This is a genomic window from Shinella sp. WSC3-e (assembly GCF_945994535.1).
GTDB lineage: Bacteria > Pseudomonadota > Alphaproteobacteria > Rhizobiales > Rhizobiaceae > Shinella > Shinella yambaruensis.
This window is the reverse complement of the sequence record NZ_OZ000531.1, coordinates 119,796-135,768: the sequence shown is the minus strand read 5'-3', so window position 1 is coordinate 135,768 and position 15,973 is coordinate 119,796. Positions and strand designations below refer to the sequence as shown.

Here is a 15,973-nt window from a genome sequence, read left to right as displayed (position 1 = left end):
AGAAAAGGGGAGTGCAATGAAGACTGTCTTTCAATCCGGAATGCTCACGGCCGCGGCCATCGTGCTGTCGGCAGGCCTTGCCGCGCCGTCGCTCGCGCGCGACCTCACCATCGTCTCCTGGGGCGGCAACTACCAGGACGCGCAGCGCGACATCTACTTCAAGCCCTTCGCCGAAAAGTCCGGCAAGCCGGTGCTCGACGAAGCCTGGGACGGCGGCATCGGCGTCATCCAGTCGAAGGTCAAGGCCGGCGCGCCGAACTGGGATGCCGTGCAGGTGGAGGCGGAAGAGCTGGCGCTCGGCTGTGCCGACGGCCTCTACGAGAAGATCGACTGGGACAAGATGGGCGGCAAGGACAGGTTCCTCGACAGCGCGGTCAATGACTGTGGCGTCGGCGCGATCGTCTGGTCCACGGCGATCGCCTATGACGGCGACAAGCTGGCGGAAGGACCGACCTCCTGGGCGGACTTCTGGAACGTCGAAAAGTTCCCGGGCAAGCGCTCGCTGCGCAAGGGGCCGAAATACACGCTCGAATTCGCGCTGCTCGCCGATGGTGTCTCCAAGGACGAGCTCTATGACGTGCTCGGCACGGAAGAGGGCGTCGAACGTGCCTTCAAGAAGCTCGACGAATTGAAGGCGAACATCGTCTGGTGGGAATCGGGCGCCCAGCCGCTGCAGTTCCTCGCCTCCGGCGAAGTGGCGATGACGTCGGCCTATAACGGCCGCATCACCGGCATCAACCGCACGGAAGGCAAGAACTTCAAGGTCGTCTTCCCGGGCAGCATCTACGCCGTCGACAGCTGGGTCGTGCTGAAGGATGCGGAGAACAAGGACGCCGCGCAGGACTTCATCGCCTTTGCCAGCGAGCCCGACAACCAGGCGAAGCTGCCGGAATTCGTGGCCTACGGCCTGCCGGTCAAGGAAGCGGCGGCCAAGGTTCCGGCCGAGTTCGCCAAGGACCTGCCGACCGATCCGGCCAACATGACGGACTCGATCGCCCTCGATGTCGATTTCTGGATCGACAATGCGGAAACGCTGACCCAGCGCTTCAACGCCTGGCTGGCGCAGTAAGGCTGCTGCTTGCGGGGCGGAAATGCCCCTCATCCCGCTGCCGCGACTTTCTCCCCGCAGGCGGGGAGAAGGCAATTGCGGCAAGGCTCGGGCCTAAACAGGCGCGCAGGCATATGTTGAGGAAAACGGCGCAACATCCCCCTCTCCCCGCTTGCGGGGAGAAGGTCGCGGCAGGCGGATGAGGGGTGCTTGCCCGCCAGCGACCGTTCCGATGGAGAATGACCTTGGCCGAATTCATCCGTTTCGACCGCATCACCAAATTCTACGGCCCGCTCTGCGTGGTCGAAAATCTCGATCTCGGCATCGACAAGGGCGAGTTCGTCAGCCTGCTCGGCCCGTCCGGTTCCGGCAAGACGACGCTTTTGATGATGCTCGCCGGTTTCGAGCAGCCGACATCGGGCAACATCCTGCTCGATGGCACCGCGATCAACGACGTGCCGACCCACAGGCGGGACATGGGCGTCGTCTTCCAGAGCTACGCGCTCTTCCCGCACATGTCGGTCGGCGAGAACGTCGCCTTTCCGCTGCAGATGCGCGGCGTGGGCAGGGCGGAGATCGAGGGGCGCGTCAAGCGGGCGCTGGACATGGTACAGCTTTCGGCCTTCGCCGACCGGCGCCCCTCGCAGCTTTCCGGCGGCCAGCAGCAGCGCGTGGCGCTGTCGCGCGCGCTGGTCTTCGAGCCGCGCGTCGTGCTGATGGACGAGCCGCTCGGCGCGCTCGACAAGCAATTGCGCGAGCAGATGCAGCTCGATATCCGCGACCTGCACCGCCGCCTCGGCCTGACGATCGTCTTCGTCACGCACGACCAGTCGGAGGCGCTGACCATGTCGGACCGCGTCGCCGTCTTCAACAAGGGCAGGATCGAGCAGATCGGCACGCCCCGGCAGGTCTATGACGAGCCGGCGACGCGCTTCGTCGCCGAATTCATCGGCGAGACCAACCTGGTCGAGGGCGTCGTCGAGGCGGTCGAGGGGGAGGAGGCGACCGTGCGCCTGCCGTCCGGGGCGCAGATCGTCTCGGCGGTTTCCGGCAGCGTCTCCTCCGGCCAGCCCGTCTTCCTTTCCATCCGGCCGGAGCGGGTCGATCTCAGCGAGACGCGGGGCGATGCGCGCAACTGCCTGGAAACGGAGGTCACCGACAGCGTCTATCAGGGCGATCACCTGCGCGTGCAATTGCAGAACGCCGCCCATCCGCTGATCGCCAAGCTCGGCCGCCGGTCGCGTGAATTCCCGCCGGGCACGCGGGTCTATGCGGGCTTTTCGGCCGGTGACTGCCGGGTTATCGCGCCATGAGCGCGGGCTCCTCCCGGACCGGCCGGTCGCTCCTCCTGCTGGCGCCGCTGCTTCTCTTCCTCGTCGGCTTCTTCGTCTGGCCGCTGATCAGCATGATGTCGCAGGCCGTGTCGGATCCGGCCGTGCTGCGCCTCCTGCCGCGCAGCGCCGAGGTGCTGGCCGACTGGGATCGCGCCTCGCCGCCGACCATGCCCATGCAGGCGGCGCTGATGGAAGACCTCAAGGCCGTCGACGACGACCAGGCGCTCGGCGACATGGTGCGCCGCCTCAACAGCGCCCGCTCCGGCTTCCGCACGCTGATGGCGAAGACGACGAGCGCGCTGGACGACACGGCCAATCCGCCCGCCGACCTCGTCTCCATCGACCAGCGCTGGGAACGACCGGAATTCTGGCTGGCGATCGCCGATGCGCTGTCGCCCTATACCGACCGCAACCTGCTCGCCGCCGTCGATCTCGGCCGCAATGCCGCGGGCAGCATCGAGCATCTGCCGGCCGACCAGTCCGTCAACCGGGTTATCCTCGTGCGGACCTTCTGGATCGCCGCGCTCGTCACCTTCGCCTGCGCCTGCATCGGTTTTCCCTACGCGATCATCGCCGCCTCGCTGACCGGCTGGAAGCGCGACCTGATGCTCGGCGCCGTGCTGCTGCCGCTCTGGACCTCGCTCCTGGTGCGCACCGCCGCCTGGTTCATCCTCCTGCAGGAACAGGGGCTCATCAACGATCTCCTGCGCTGGCTGCGCATCATCGACGCGCCGCTGCCGCTGATCTTCAACCGCACCGGCGTCATCATCGCCATGACCCATGTGCTGCTGCCCTTCATGGTGCTGCCGATCTATTCCGTGCTGATCACCATTCCGAAGAACCTGATGCCGGCCGCCGCCTCGCTCGGCGCGCCGCCCTGGCGAGCGTTCCTGCGCGTGCTTCTGCCGCTCAGCCTGCGCGGCGTCGCCTCCGGCAGCCTGCTCGTCTTCATCTCGGCGATCGGCTACTACATCACGCCGGCGCTGATCGGCGGGCCGGGCGACCAGATGATCTCGTCCATCATCGCCTTCTACGCCACGGGCTCGGCGAACTGGGGCATGGCCGGCGCGCTCGGCGTCGTGCTGCTCGTCGCGACGCTGCTGCTCTACAGCGTCTATGCGCGGCTCTCCGCCGATGAACCGGGGAGGCGATAGGCCATGCCGATGAAGCTCGCCAAGTCCGTTTTCGCCGCGCTGACGATCCTCTTCCTCGTCGCGCCGCTCATCGCCATCCTGCCGCTCGCCTTCACCTCGAGCGTCATCCTCACCTATCCGGTCCCCTCCTGGTCGCTGCGCTGGTTCGAGGAGCTGTTCACCGCCGATGCCTGGCGGCGGGCGATCGTCAACAGCCTGATCATCGGCACCGGCACGACGCTGCTCGCCACGGTGCTCGGCACGGCAGCCTCGCTGGGGCTTCGCAACCGGCTCCTCTTCTTCCGCGGCTCCATGCGCACGCTCTTCCTGCTGCCGATGGTGGTGCCGGCGGTCGTGCTCGGCGTCGGCATGCAGGTGCTGCTCGCCGGCTTCGGCCTGACGAACAGTTATGCCGGCGTGATCATCGCCCATACGGTCGTCGCCGTGCCCTTCGTGGTGGTCAGCGTCACCGGCGCGCTCGCCGGCATCGACGAGCGGGTGGAGCTTGCGGCCCAAAGCCTGGGCGCATCGCCCGCCACGGTCTTCCGGCGCGTGACGCTGCCGCTCGCCATGCCGGGCGTGCTCTCGGGCGCGGTGCTCGCCTTCGCCACCTCGCTCGACGAGGTGGTGCTGACGCTCTTCGTCGCCGGTCCCAACCAGCGCACGCTGGCCCGGCAGATGTTCTCCAGCATCCGCGAGAACATCAGCCCCGCCATCGCCGCCGCCGCCTTCCTCTTCATCGCCGCGACCGTCGTGATCGGCCTCATCGTGGTGCTGTCGCGCTCCATGCTGGCGAAGCGGCGCTAGGCCGTTCGCTTCAGCGCATCGGCGAGGACCTGGTAGACGCGCGGTTCCAGCATGTGCGCCACGTTGAAGCGCATGAATCCGGCGGCGCTCTGCGACACGCTGAAGACGTTGCCGGGGGCGAGCACGAGGCCTTCGGCAAGGGCGGCCTGCGCGACCTCGCCGGAATCGAGCCCCTCCGGCAGCCGGCACCAGAGGTTGAAGCCGCCGCGCGGCTGGAGCCAGGGCGTGATGCCGAGTCGCGAAAGCCGCTCCGCCACCTCGCGCCGGGCGCGCACCAGCTTGCGGCGCAGCTCTTCCATGTGCTTGCGGTAGCCGCCGCCGGCGAGCATATGGGCGATGATCTCGCTGGAGATCGGGCTCGGCCCGCCGAAATTGGTGGCGATCTGCAGGTCGACCAGCCCCTCGACCCAATCCGGCCGCGCCGCGATATAGCCGCAGCGCGCGGAGGCGGAGAGCGTCTTGGAGAAGCTGCCGATGCGGATGACGCGGTCGAGCCCGTCGAGCGCGGCAAGCCGGGTGGAGGGCTCCGGCTCGAAATCGGCAAAGATGTCGTCCTCGACGATGATCGTCTCGCTGCCGGTGGCCGCGTTGAGCAGGCGGTGCGCCACCTGCGGCGACAGGGTCGCGCCCGTCGGGTTGTGGATGGCCGAGTTGGTCACGTAGAGCCGCGGCCGCTCCGCCGCGAGCACGGCCTCGAAGGTCGCGATGTCGGGGCCCGACGGCGTATAGGGCACGCCGACGACCGTCACCTGATGCGCCTTCAGCAGCGCCTGGAAATTGAAGTAGCAGGGATCGTCCACCAGCACCGTGTCGCCGGGGCGCAGCAGGAAGCGGCCGATCAGGTCGAGCGCCTGCGTGCCCGTGCTCGTCAGCATCAGGTGCTCCGGCCCGGCCGAAATGCCTTCCTCCGCGAGCCGCCCGAGCAGCAGCCGCCGCAGGAACGAGGAGCCGCGCGTGCTGCCGTAATAGGACAGGAGGTCGCCGTCGCTCTTCGCCAGGCTGCGCATCGCGCGGCGAAGCGCCGCGTCCGGCATCCAGTCCGCCGGCAGCCAGCCGCAGCCGGGTTTCAGCACCGCGGCATCGGCGTCGAGCGACTGGCGCGACACCCAGAACGGATCGACCGCCCGCGCCTTCGGCGTCTCCGCCGCGGCAAGCTTCAGCGGGGGCAGGGCGGTTTGCGAGACATAGAAGCCGGAGCCGCGTTGCGCCCGGATCAGCCCCTCCGCCGCAAGCCGGTCATAGGCCTCCACGACGGTGGAGGGCGAAACGCCCATCTTGGCGGCGAAGCGGCGGATCGAGGGCAGCCGATCGCCCGGCGCGAGCGCGCGGCTGGCGATGCGGTCGTTGATCGCCGCCATGACCTTGGAAGTCCGGCTTGTGCTTTCGGTCATGTTCTCTTTCCGCATCCAGGATTCTTCTTTGCCGGCAGGCGGATGAGGCGCTGGTCCTCCCCCTCATCCGCCTGCCGGCACCTTCTCCCCGCAAGCGGGGCGAAGGGATATGCCCGCGCCGGTTTCCCGACCGATCATCGTCGCGTGGGGCACGTCCCCTCTCCCCGCTTGCGGGGAGAGGGTTAGGGTGAAGGGCGGCCGCCTTGCCATAGGGATTGCCGCCTCTGTATTGCTAATTGAACCAGTACAGTTCTTTTAGATTGTATCGCTCCTTCCCTGTCTTCGCCAGCCCTGCCGCCGTAAAGAAGGATGAATGCGAGGACCAATGAAAACATCCATGGAAGGCTGGGGCAGCGGGCTTGCCGGCGTCATCATCTTCAGCGGCTCGCTGCCGGCGACCCGCGTGGCGGTGGCGGATTTCTCGCCGCTGTTCCTGACATCGGCCCGCGCGGTCATTGCCGCAATGCTGGGCGCGGCGCTGCTCCTTGCCCTGCGCCAGCCGAGGCCGTCGCGCGATACGCTTCTTTCGCTGGCAATCGTCGCGCTCGGCGTCGTCGTCGGCTTTCCCCTGCTGACGGCGCTGGCGCTGCAATATATCACCTCGGCCCATTCCATCGTCTTTGTCGGCCTTCTGCCGCTGGCGACCGCCATCTTCGGCGTGCTGCGCGGCGGGGAGCGGCCGAAGCCGCTGTTCTGGCTGTTCTCCGGCATCGGCAGCGCGACGGTGGTGGGCTTCGCGCTGAATTCGGGCGGCGAAGTCTCGCTCGTCGGCGATCTCCTGATGGTCGCGGCCATCGTCGCCTGCGGCCTTGGTTATGCGGAAGGCGCCAAGCTCTCGCGCACGCTCGGCGGCTGGCAGGTCATTTCCTGGGCGCTGATCCTCTCCCTGCCGCTGATGGCGATCATCGCGCTCGTCTCGCTGCCCAAGACCTTCGCCGGCATCGATGGCGGCGCCTGGGCCGGGCTCGCCTATGTCTCGGTCTTCAGCATGCTGATCGGCTTCGTCTTCTGGTATCGGGGCCTGGCGCTCGGCGGCATCGCGGCGGTGGGCCAGCTGCAACTGCTACAGCCCTTCTTCGGCCTGCTGCTCGCCGCCGTCCTGCTGCATGAGCGCGTGAGCCCGCTGATGCTGGCCACGACGCTCGCCATCGTGCTTTGTGTGGCCGGCGCCCGCAAATTTGCCCGCTGAAGCAATTCCAGCAAAAGTGTGAAGCGGTTTTGCGTAAGGCAATTCCGGCCGGCCTGCGCAGGACCGGCAGCCGGCGGCGTTCGGGGAATGGAGACGGCGCGCGAAATCTGCTATGGCTCTTGCCAGCGGTTCGTGCCTTCGACGATAGTGTCCGGCGGAACGGCCTGGGAGAGCTGGATGGCGGCAGATGTTCGCACGTCGAAAGAGATGAACGGTGCCCTGGCGCCGAAGGCGCTGCGGGTCGGCTTCATCCTGTCGAAAAGTTTCACGCTGTCGGCCTTCGCGCTGTTCGTCGATACGCTGCGGCTGGCCAGCGACAGCGAGGACCGCTCGCGCCGCGTCCACTGCGACTGGGACGTGCTGAGCAGCACGCGCAACTTCATCACCTCGTCGAGCGGCATCCAGGTCGCCCCGACCGCGCCCTTTGCCGATCCCGCCTGTTTCGACTACATCGCTGTCGTCGGCGGCCTCCTGTCGGTGGAGGAACCCATCGACAGCTATGCCCAGGCCTATCTGCGCAAGGCCGCCCAGGCCGGCGTCGGGCTGATCGGCCTCTGTACGGGCAGCTTCATCCTGGCCGAGGCGGGCCTTCTGAAGGGACACACGGCCTGCGTCAGCTGGCTGCACCACCGCGATTTCCGCGGCCGTTTTCCCGATATCGAGGCGACGTCGGAACAGATCTTCCGTTTCGACGGCAAGGTTGCCACCTGTGCCGGCGGCAGCAGCGTCGCCGATCTCGCCGCGACGCTCGTGCGCCACCATGTCGGCGAGGCGGCCGAGCGCAACGCGCTGGAAATCCTGCAGATCCGCCACCGGCGCGATGCGACCGACGTGCAGCCGCGCAATCCGCTCGGCCTCGAGGCCCGCGACCGCCGCGTGCACCTCGCCATCATGATGATGGAACAGCACACCGAGGACCTCCTGTCGATCGACAGCATTGCCACCATGACGGGTGTCTCCCGCCGCCAGCTCGAGCGACTGTTCGAGGGCGACATGGGCGCCTCGCCGAGCGCGATCTACATGAAGATCCGCATGGCCGCGGCGCTCACCATGGTGATGCGCACCAACAAGCCGCTGATCGAGATCGCGCTGGAGACCGGTTTCGAGAGCCTGTCGCACTTCACCCGCCGCTTCCGTGCCGCTTTCGGCGATACGCCCTCGCAGATCCGCCGCGACGGCCGCCGCCAGGCCGGCTGAAGGGCAAATCGCCCGGCCGTCGGGAACCAAGCCGCGCGAAAACCGTTCGGTCTCCATTGCTGACAAGGAGACCGCAATGGCAAGCAACGACGTCCAATCCCAGATTTCCGCCCTGCGCGCAGAGATCGCCCAGCTCCAGAAGGACCTTGGCGAACGCGGCAGCGAGGCCTACGAGACCATCCGCGATCGCGCCGGCAATGCCGTGGAGGCTGCCCGACCGGCCGTCCGCTCGGCAACGAAATATGTACGCAACGAAGGCGCCGCCGTCGCGCAGGCCGCGCGCGAACACCCGGCCGCGCTCTCGACGGTCGTCCTGACCGCAGGCCTTGCCGGCGTCGTCATCGGTTACCTGCTCGGCTCGCTCGAAAGCGAACCGCCCCGCCGCCAGCGCTGGTTCTGAACAGACGAAAGCCCGGCATCGCCGGGCTTTTTCATGCTGTGAGGAAACGGATGCAAGACGCGGGTTTCCTTGGTTTCTCCGTATCCCCGGGCCTGGCCCGGGGATACGCATGTCACCGATGGCGAAGGCCGAACAGATAGCCGATGAAGGCGGCGCCGGCCAGCGCGGCGAGCGGGTTGGCCTGGATCGTCTGGCGCACCTCGTCACGCAGCGATTCCGCCTTGGCGACCGCCAGCTGGCCGGTGCCTTCGGCGATCAGCCCCGCGGATTCCTTCAGCCGGCTGATTTCCGTCTTCAGCGCCTCGATCTGTTCGTTCACCGTTGCTTCGGCCGCAGCAGCACGGGCGTCTTCCGAAATGTTGTCGCGCCCCTCAACGACGCCGAGCGTGCGTTTGCCGGTGCTCTTTTCGTCAGCCATGGACATGTCTCCTGGATTTGATGGAATGGCGAAAGGAGAACTTTTGCCGCGCCACTTGGTTCCCGACGATGATTCAAACTGTGATCTTTCCGGCGTGACCGGGCGATTGACTCTTGCGGGTTTTGAGAACAAATAGAGAACATATTGTCTTTCAGCCGGGAGCCCGCCAAGCCGATGTCCGCCTCCGTCCATGCCGTTGTCGCCGATCTGCGCGACCGCATCCGGCAGTTCGACGGCCGCGCCCAGCGCGACCGGGCGGTGCTGCCCTTCGGCGTGCCGGAGATCGACGCGCGGCTGCCGGGCGGCGGGCTGGCGCTGGCCAGCCTGCACGAGATCTGCGGCGGCGGCAACGATGCCGTCGAGGCCAGCGCCGCAATGCTCTTTGCCGCCGGCATCGCCGCGCGCACGAAGGGGCAGGTGCTCTGGTGCCTCACGCGGCCCGATCTTTTCGCGCCGGCGCTGGCGCAGGCGGGGCTTGCGCCCGGCCGCGTCCTCTATGTGGAGGCGGGCGACGAGAAGAGCCTGCTGCTCTGTTTCGAGGAGGGGTTGCGCCATGGCGGGCTCGGCGCCGTCGTCGCCGAGGTGGCGCGCCTGTCGATGTCCGCCTCGCGCCGCCTGCAGCTCGCCGCGGAGGCCGGCGGCACGCTTGGCCTTGCCCTGCGCCGCTTCCGCCACCGGAAGGAGGCGGCTGCCCTTGCGCAGCCCTCCGCCGCAGTGACGCGCTGGCGGGTCCATGTGCGGCCCTCCGCACCCCTTCCCGTGCCCGGCATCGGCCGGGCGCAATGGCTGCTGGAGCTGGCCCGCTGCCGGGCCGGCGAGGCGGCGGACTTTGACGTGGAGGCCACCGATGCCGAGGGTCGTATCGCTTTTTCTTCCCGGCTGGCCGATCGATCGCCTGCGACGGGCGCTCGGCGCATCGGCGCCGCCGCCGGATAGCCGGCTCGTGCTCGTCGGCCGCGACGGCGCGCGCCGCATCCTGACGGCGGTGAGCCGGCCGGCCGAGCAGGCGGGCCTGCGCGTCGGCATGCCGCTCACCAAGGCCCATGCGCTGCTGCCGGACGTTACCACCATGCCGGCCGATCCCGCGGCCGATGCCGTCGCCCTGGGCCGCCTCGCGCTCTGGGCTCTGCAGCACTATGCGCCCATCGTCGCCCCGGACCCGCCCGATGGCCTCGTCATCGACACGACCGGCGCCGATCACCTGCACGGCGGCGAGGCGCGCATGCTGACCGGCCTCGTCAACCGTCTCTCCGCCTCCGGCATCTTTGCCCGTGCCGCCATCGCCGACAGCTGGGGTGCGGCCCATGCCGCCGCCCGCTTCCTCGCCGATCCCGTATGCGTCCTCCCGCCGGGCAAAGCCGGCGAGACCGTGTCGCCCCTGCCGGTCGCGGGATTGCGGATACCGCCGGAAACCGTGACGGGCCTTCATGTGCTCGGCTTCTCCACGATCGGGGATGTGCTGGCCGTGCCGCGCGCGCCGCTCGTCCTGCGCTTCGGCCCGCTTCTCGGCCGCCGGCTCGACCAGCTCCAGGGCACGATTTCCGAACCCGTCGATCCGCTGCGCGACCCGGAGCTCGTCACGGTCCGCAAGGTTTTCGGCGAGCCGATCGGCGCCCCCGAGACCATCGCGCGCTACACGGCCGGTCTCGTGCGCGATCTCTGCGCGGCGCTGGAAAAACGCGGCCTCGGCGCCCGCCGGCTCGATCTCCTCTTCCATCGTGTCGACAATTCCCTGCAGGCGATCCGCATCGGCACGGCGCGGCCCGCGCGCGACGAAAGACAGCTCATCCGGCTCCTGACAGACCGCATCGAGACGATCGATCCCGGCTTCGGCATCGAGATCATGGACCTGACCGCGACGCTGGCCGAACCGCTCGTCCTGCAACAGGCCGTCTCCTCCCTGATCGAGACGGAGGAAGCGGACCTTGCCGGCCTCGTCGACGTGATCGTCAACCGCATCGGTGCCGCGCGCCTCTACCGCATCGCTCCGGTCGAAAGCGACGTGCCGGAACGTTCCTTCCGCCGCATTCCGCCGCTTTCGCCCGAGACGGGAACGACCTGGCCAAGCCGCTGGCCGCGTCCCGCCCGTCTCCTGGCCCTGCCGGAGCCGGTGGAGGTCATGGCGCTCCTGCCGGACCATCCGCCCGCCTCCTTCACCTGGCGCGGCGTGCGGCGGCTGGTCAAGCGGGCCGATGGGCCTGAGCGCATCTTCGGCGAATGGTGGAAGCGCGATGCCGAGCTGGCGGCCGTGCGGGATTATTTCCAGGTCGAGGACACAGGGGGGGAGCGCTTCTGGCTCTTCCGTTCCGGCAACGAAGAGCAGGTGGCAAGCGGCATCGGTCGCTGGTTCCTGCACGGGATTTTCGCATGAATCCGCGCTACGCCGAGCTTCAGGTGACGTCCCACTTCTCGTTCCTGCGCGGGGCGAGCAGCTGTGCGGACCTGTTCGCGCAGGCGAGCGCCCTTGGCATCGAGGCGCTTGCCGTCGTCGATCGCAACAGCCTTGCCGGCGTCGTCCAGGCCTTCAAGGCGTCGCGGGAGCTTCCGGAGGATGCCCCGTCGGTGCGGCTGGTGGTCGGCTGCCGGCTCGACCTCGTCGATGGCATGTCGCTGCTCGTCTATCCGACCGACCGCGCCGCCTATGGCCGTCTCTGCCGCCTGCTCACCATCGGCAAGGAGAGGGCCGGCAAGGGCAAGTGCCATCTCGACTGGTCCGATGTCGTCGACTGGAGCGAGGGTCTCCTCGCCGTGCTGGTGCCGGACGAGGCGGACGAGACCGCCGCCTTCCAGCTGCGCCGCCTGCACACGCATTTCAAGGAGCGCTGCTATCTCGCCCTCACGCTCCGCCGCCGGCCGAACGACCAGTTGCGGCTGTTCGACCTCTCCAACCTCGCTGCCCGCCATGGCGTGCCCACCGTCGTCACCAACGACGTGCTCTACCACGCGCCCGCCCGGCGCATGCTGCAGGACGTCGTCACCTGCATCCGCCACAACGTCGCCATCGACACTGCCGGCTTCCTGCGCGAACGCCACGCCGACCGCTACCTCAAGCCCCCGGAGGAAATGCACCGTCTCTTCGCGCGTTACCCGGAGGCGCTGCGGCGGACGCTGGAGATCGTCGAGCGCTGCCGGTTCTCGCTGGACGAATTGATGTATCAGTATCCGGACGAGAAGGAGTATGCGCACCTCACGCCACAGGAGGCGCTGGAGAAATATACGTGGGAGGGAGCGGCCAGGCGCTATCCCGGCGGCGTGCCCGAGGAGGTGCGCAGTAAGCTCGTTTACGAATTGCGGCTCATCGAGAAGATGAAATACGCGCCGTATTTCCTCACCGTGAACTCCATCGTCCGCCATGCCCGCAACCTGCCTGTCCCGATCCTCTGCCAGGGCAGGGGATCGGCTGCAAACAGCGCCGTCTGCTTTGTCCTTGAGATCACGGCGATCGACCCGATGGAGAATGGCAGCCTCCTCTTCGAGCGCTTCGTCTCGGAGCAGCGCGGCGAGCCGCCCGATATCGACGTGGATTTCGAGCATGAGCGCCGGGAGGAGGTGATCCAGTGGATCTACGAGACCTACGGCAAGGATCGCTCGGCGCTCTGCGCCACCGTCATCCGTTATCGCTCGCGCGCGGCCATGCGGGATGTCGGACGTGCGCTCGGCATGCCGGAGGATGTGTTGAAGGCGCTGTCCTCGCAGGTCTGGGGCTGGTCCAACGACGTCCCGCAAAGCCATGCGAACGCGGCCGGGCTCAATGTGGATGACCGCCGCCTCCGGCTGCTGTTCGAGCTTGCCCGCCAGTTGATCAACGCGCCACGCCACCTCTCGCAGCACCCCGGCGGTTTCGTGCTGACGCGCGACCGGCTGGACGATCTCGTGCCGATCGAGCCGGCTGCCATGGATAAGCGTCAGGTGATCGAGTGGGACAAGGACGACATCGAGTACCTGAACTTCATGAAGGTCGACGTGCTGGCGCTCGGCATGCTCACCTGCATGCGCCGCGCCTTCGATTTCCTGCGGGAGCACAAGGGAGAGAGCCGTACGCTTGCCAGCATCCCCGCGGACGATCTGCCGACCTACGAGATGATCTCCAAGGCCGACACGATCGGCACCTTCCAGATCGAGAGCCGGGCGCAGATGTCCATGCTGCCGCGCCTCAGGCCGAAGGAATTTTACGACATCGTCATCCAGGTGGCTATCGTGCGGCCGGGGCCGATCCAGGGAGACATGGTGCACCCCTATCTGCGGCGGCGACAGGGATTGGAGAGCGTGGAATATCCCAAGCCTGCTTTCGAGAAGGTCCTGAAAAGAACCCTTGGCGTGCCGCTGTTCCAGGAGCAGGCGATGCAGGTGGCGATCGACTGTGCGGGTTTTGAGCCGGGACGGGCCGACCAGTTGCGCCGGGCAATGGCGACCTTCAAGCAGACCGGAGGGGTCGACAAATTCCGTGAGGAACTGATCGAAGGCATGGTCAGGAACGACTATGCCCGCGATTTCGCCGAACGTATCTGCCGCCAGCTCGAAGGGTTCGGCTCCTACGGTTTCCCGGAAAGCCACGCCTACAGTTTCGCGATCATCGCCTATGCCTCCGCCTGGATGAAATGCCATCACCCGGACGTCTTCTGCGCCGCCCTGCTCAATTCCCAGCCGATGGGGTTCTACGCCCCGGCACAGATCGTGCGCGATGCGCGCGAGCACGGGGTGGAGGTGCGTCCGGTCTGCATCAATGCCAGCCGCTGGGATTGCACGCTGGAGCCGACGGACGAGGCGGGGCGGCTTGCCGTGCGGCTCGGGCTGCGGATGGTCAAGGGCCTCGACAACAAGGAGATGGGCGGTTTTCTTGCAGCAAGGGGCGAGGCGCCGTTTGCCTCGGTCGATGACCTCTGGCGCCGCACGGAACTCGCATCCGACACGCTGGTGCGGCTTGCCGAGGCGGATGCCTTCCGGCCGTCGCTCGGGCTTTCCCGGCGCGAGGCCTTGTGGACGATCCGCGGCTTGCGGGACGAGCCGCTGCCGCTGTTTTCCGCGGCGGCCGAGCGGGAGGCCGCGGCCCTGCCGGAATTGACGGAACCGGTGGTGGCATTGCGACCCATGGCGACGGGCGGCGAGGTGGTGGAGGACTATGGCCGCGTCGGCCTGACGCTCCGGGCCCATCCGGTGAGCTTCCTGCGGGAGGGCCTCGCCCGCCGCCGCCTGCTTTCCTGCGCCGAAGCGACGCGGCTTCGCGATCGCCAGAAGGTCGAGACGGCCGGCATCGTGCTCGTCCGCCAGCAGCCGGGCTCGGCCAAGGGTGTCATCTTCGTGACGATCGAGGATGAGACGGGCATCGCCAACCTCGTCGTCTGGCGCAAGGTCTTCCTCGCCTATCGCCCCATCGTGATGGGCGCGCCAATGATCGGCGTCAAAGGTTACATCCAGCGGGAGGGCGAGGTGGTGCATATCGTCGTGCAGCACCTTACCGATCTTTCGGCCGACTTCGCCACCATCGGCCGGCGTGGCGATGCCGCGCAGCCGCAAGCCCGCGAGGCGGTGCAGACCATCCGCGTCAAATCCCGCGACTTCCATTGAGGTCCCCGAAGGCCGACCTTTGGGACGTCGATACGTTCCGGACGCGCTTGTCGCAGCTGCCGCCGAGGGCGACCGGCAGATGCGGTGGTCATCTCCCTCGAAGACGCGTTGAGGATGGCGACGGCAAACCCGAGCCGCCTGATGGGACTGGAGGAAAACGTCGGCTTCCTCCGGCCCGGCATGCCGGCCGATATCGGCCTGCTCGACGGTTTCGGGGACGATCCGGCTCAGTAATCCACGATCCGGTCGTCGGCCGGGTCGGCCCAGCGCGTGTTCGGCACGGTCGAGAACCAGCCGGGGCGGGCGGGGTCGCGGTCATAGGCGTAGCCGCCCAGCGACTTGTAGAGATCGGAATATTGGCCGAGCTTGTCGCGGTCGAGCGTGATGCCGAGGCCGGGGGCGGTGGGCACGGCGATCTTGCCGTCGACATAGCGCATCGGGCCGCCGACGATCACGTCGTCGACGAGCTGGTGGTAGTGCGCATCGCCGGTGAAGACGAGGTTCGGCAGCACCGCGCCGAGATGCAGCATGGTGGCGAGCTGGATGCCGAGCTCGCCGGAGGAGTGCACGGCGATGCCGAGCTGGAAGGTCTCGCAGACGGCGGCCGCCTTGATGCAGGGCCGGATGCCGCCCCAGAAGGTCGTGTCGAGCAGGATGACGTCGCAGGCCGGCGCCAGGACATTGGTGGCAAGCTGCTCGAAATTGACGACGATCGTGTTGGTGGCGAGCGGCATATGCGTGTTCTCGCGCACGCGGCGCATGCCGTTGAGGCCCCAGGTCGGGTCCTCGTAATAGTCGTTGTTGAGGTCCTCGATGCCCTTGGCGAAACGGATCGCCTCCTCCACCGTGAAGGCGGCATTGGGGTCGTAGCGCACGCTGTCGGTGCCGACGGCCTTGGCCAGCGCCCGGTAGACCTCCAGCTCGTAATCCGGTGGAAAGACACCGCTCTTCAGCTTGTGGGCGGTGAAGCCGTGCGTCTTCTTGAGGCTGAGCGCCTGGTCGATGAGCTGGTCGGCGGTGCGGATCTCGCCCGCGCCCGTCTCCTTGTTCGGCAGGCGGAAGAACAGGTAGCTGGCAAAGCCCACCGCATCGCGCATCCTGCCGCCGAGAAGATCGTAGACCGGCACGTCGAGGAACTTGCCCATGATGTCGAGGCAGGCGAACTCGATGGCCGCATGCATCTGCGTGCGGTTGTTGTAGAGGCTGGCGGTCGGATTGCAGATCTTGAAGCGGAGCTGCTCCAGCTCGAACGGATCGTGGCCGACGAGATAGGGCTTCAGCGCCCGGAAGGCGGCCTCGGCGCTTTCGCCGCCGCCGCCCATCTCGCCGAGCCCGACGAGGCCGACATCGGTCTCGACCTCCACGATGGTGCGCACGAAGCGTCCCCAATGGGCGCCGTTGGAATGGCGCAGCGGCGCCTCGAGCGGCACCGTCACGGTGGTGGCGCGGATGTCGGTGATGACGGGCCGTTTCATGGCGGGTCTCCGGTTC

At 67.6% G+C, this 15,973-nt stretch carries 14 protein-coding genes; 11 read left to right on the top strand and 3 right to left on the bottom strand.

Annotation, left to right across the window (positions count from 1 at the left end):
* Nucleotides 1–40: 40 nt before the first annotated feature.
* The 4 genes from AABF56_RS23850 to AABF56_RS23835 all read left to right on the top strand — a co-directional run bounded on the left by AABF56_RS23850 (nt 41) and on the right by AABF56_RS23835 (nt 4,322).
* Nucleotides 41–1,069, top strand: coding sequence for an ABC transporter substrate-binding protein (locus AABF56_RS23850; protein WP_244766658.1), 1,029 nt, complete (start codon nt 41–43; stop codon nt 1,067–1,069).
* Between the two features lie 218 nt (nt 1,070–1,287).
* Nucleotides 1,288–2,361: an ABC transporter ATP-binding protein gene (locus tag AABF56_RS23845; RefSeq protein WP_443021176.1), complete on the top strand. Its 1,074-nt coding sequence runs from the start codon at nt 1,288–1,290 to the stop codon at nt 2,359–2,361.
* Nucleotides 2,358–3,536, top strand: coding sequence for an ABC transporter permease (locus tag AABF56_RS23840; protein ID WP_272807927.1), 1,179 nt, complete (start codon nt 2,358–2,360; stop codon nt 3,534–3,536). Before AABF56_RS23845 ends, AABF56_RS23840 begins: the two co-directional genes overlap by 4 nt.
* Nucleotides 3,537–3,539: 3 nt before the next feature.
* Complete coding sequence (locus tag AABF56_RS23835) at nt 3,540–4,322, top strand: ABC transporter permease (RefSeq protein ID WP_272807928.1); 783 nt, start codon at nt 3,540–3,542, stop codon at nt 4,320–4,322.
* Here AABF56_RS23835 and AABF56_RS23830 read toward each other — a convergent pair.
* Nucleotides 4,319–5,713 carry an aminotransferase-like domain-containing protein gene (locus AABF56_RS23830; RefSeq protein WP_272807929.1) on the bottom strand — a complete coding sequence of 465 codons (1,395 nt, stop codon included), beginning with the start codon at nt 5,711–5,713 and terminating at the stop codon, nt 4,319–4,321. The genes AABF56_RS23835 and AABF56_RS23830 overlap by 4 nt on opposite strands.
* A 325-nt stretch (nt 5,714–6,038) precedes the next feature.
* Here AABF56_RS23830 and AABF56_RS23825 point away from each other — a divergent pair, with 325 nt between their 5' ends.
* From AABF56_RS23825 to AABF56_RS23815, 3 genes are all read left to right on the top strand, one after another.
* Entirely contained in the window at nt 6,039–6,902 is an 864-nt protein-coding gene (locus tag AABF56_RS23825) for a DMT family transporter (protein ID WP_272807930.1), read from the top strand.
* A gap of 177 nt (nt 6,903–7,079) precedes the next feature.
* Nucleotides 7,080–8,099 (top strand): GlxA family transcriptional regulator, encoded by a 1,020-nt coding sequence (locus AABF56_RS23820; RefSeq protein WP_064333285.1) that lies wholly within the window; start codon nt 7,080–7,082, stop codon nt 8,097–8,099.
* A 76-nt stretch (nt 8,100–8,175) separates the two neighbouring features.
* Nucleotides 8,176–8,499, top strand: coding sequence for a hypothetical protein (locus tag AABF56_RS23815; protein ID WP_244766592.1), 324 nt, complete (start codon nt 8,176–8,178; stop codon nt 8,497–8,499).
* 112 nt (nt 8,500–8,611) lie between these two features.
* On the opposite strand, the gene AABF56_RS23810 is transcribed toward AABF56_RS23815, so the two are convergent.
* Nucleotides 8,612–8,917, bottom strand: coding sequence for a hypothetical protein (locus tag AABF56_RS23810; protein WP_244766593.1), 306 nt, complete (start codon nt 8,915–8,917; stop codon nt 8,612–8,614).
* Between the two features lie 174 nt (nt 8,918–9,091).
* Here AABF56_RS23810 and AABF56_RS23805 point away from each other — a divergent pair, with 174 nt between their 5' ends.
* The 4 genes from AABF56_RS23805 to AABF56_RS23790 all read left to right on the top strand — a co-directional run bounded on the left by AABF56_RS23805 (nt 9,092) and on the right by AABF56_RS23790 (nt 14,716).
* Nucleotides 9,092–9,853: an ImuA family protein gene (locus tag AABF56_RS23805; protein WP_272807931.1), complete on the top strand. Its 762-nt coding sequence runs from the start codon at nt 9,092–9,094 to the stop codon at nt 9,851–9,853.
* Nucleotides 9,765–11,288 carry a DUF6504 family protein gene (locus AABF56_RS23800; protein ID WP_272807932.1) on the top strand — a complete coding sequence of 508 codons (1,524 nt, stop codon included), beginning with the start codon at nt 9,765–9,767 and terminating at the stop codon, nt 11,286–11,288. The genes AABF56_RS23805 and AABF56_RS23800 overlap by 89 nt, the downstream gene beginning before the upstream one ends.
* A complete protein-coding gene (locus AABF56_RS23795) occupies nt 11,285–14,482 on the top strand; it encodes an error-prone DNA polymerase (RefSeq protein ID WP_272807933.1) in 3,198 nt (1,065 codons plus the stop codon). The genes AABF56_RS23800 and AABF56_RS23795 overlap by 4 nt, the downstream gene beginning before the upstream one ends.
* 84 nt (nt 14,483–14,566) lie before the next feature.
* Entirely contained in the window at nt 14,567–14,716 is a 150-nt protein-coding gene (locus AABF56_RS23790) for an amidohydrolase family protein (protein ID WP_336314398.1), read from the top strand.
* Here AABF56_RS23790 and AABF56_RS23785 read toward each other — a convergent pair.
* Complete coding sequence (locus tag AABF56_RS23785; RefSeq protein ID WP_272807934.1) at nt 14,710–15,957, bottom strand: enolase C-terminal domain-like protein; 1,248 nt, start codon at nt 15,955–15,957, stop codon at nt 14,710–14,712. The two genes, AABF56_RS23790 and AABF56_RS23785, sit on opposite strands and share 7 nt — an antisense overlap.
* Nucleotides 15,958–15,973 lie beyond the last annotated feature (16 nt).

Excerpts from the sequence above, each read along its gene's own strand:
- AABF56_RS23830 (WP_272807929.1), bottom strand. The coding sequence starts at position 5,713 with ATGACCGAAAGCACAAGCCGGACTTCCAAGGTCATGGCGGCGATCAAC.
- AABF56_RS23825 (WP_272807930.1), top strand. The coding sequence starts at position 6,039 with ATGAAAACATCCATGGAAGGCTGGGGCAGCGGGCTTGCCGGCGTCATC.
- AABF56_RS23795 (WP_272807933.1), top strand. The coding sequence starts at position 11,285 with ATGAATCCGCGCTACGCCGAGCTTCAGGTGACGTCCCACTTCTCGTTC.
- AABF56_RS23820 (WP_064333285.1), top strand. The coding sequence starts at position 7,080 with ATGGCGGCAGATGTTCGCACGTCGAAAGAGATGAACGGTGCCCTGGCG.
- AABF56_RS23810 (WP_244766593.1), bottom strand. The coding sequence starts at position 8,917 with ATGGCTGACGAAAAGAGCACCGGCAAACGCACGCTCGGCGTCGTTGAG.
- AABF56_RS23850 (WP_244766658.1), top strand. The coding sequence starts at position 41 with ATGCTCACGGCCGCGGCCATCGTGCTGTCGGCAGGCCTTGCCGCGCCG.
- AABF56_RS23800 (WP_272807932.1), top strand. The coding sequence starts at position 9,765 with ATGCCGAGGGTCGTATCGCTTTTTCTTCCCGGCTGGCCGATCGATCGC.
- AABF56_RS23805 (WP_272807931.1), top strand. The coding sequence starts at position 9,092 with ATGTCCGCCTCCGTCCATGCCGTTGTCGCCGATCTGCGCGACCGCATC.
- AABF56_RS23840 (WP_272807927.1), top strand. The coding sequence starts at position 2,358 with ATGAGCGCGGGCTCCTCCCGGACCGGCCGGTCGCTCCTCCTGCTGGCG.
- AABF56_RS23785 (WP_272807934.1), bottom strand. The coding sequence starts at position 15,957 with ATGAAACGGCCCGTCATCACCGACATCCGCGCCACCACCGTGACGGTG.
- AABF56_RS23835 (WP_272807928.1), top strand. The coding sequence starts at position 3,540 with ATGCCGATGAAGCTCGCCAAGTCCGTTTTCGCCGCGCTGACGATCCTC.
- AABF56_RS23815 (WP_244766592.1), top strand. The coding sequence starts at position 8,176 with ATGGCAAGCAACGACGTCCAATCCCAGATTTCCGCCCTGCGCGCAGAG.
- AABF56_RS23845 (WP_443021176.1), top strand. The coding sequence starts at position 1,288 with ATGACCTTGGCCGAATTCATCCGTTTCGACCGCATCACCAAATTCTAC.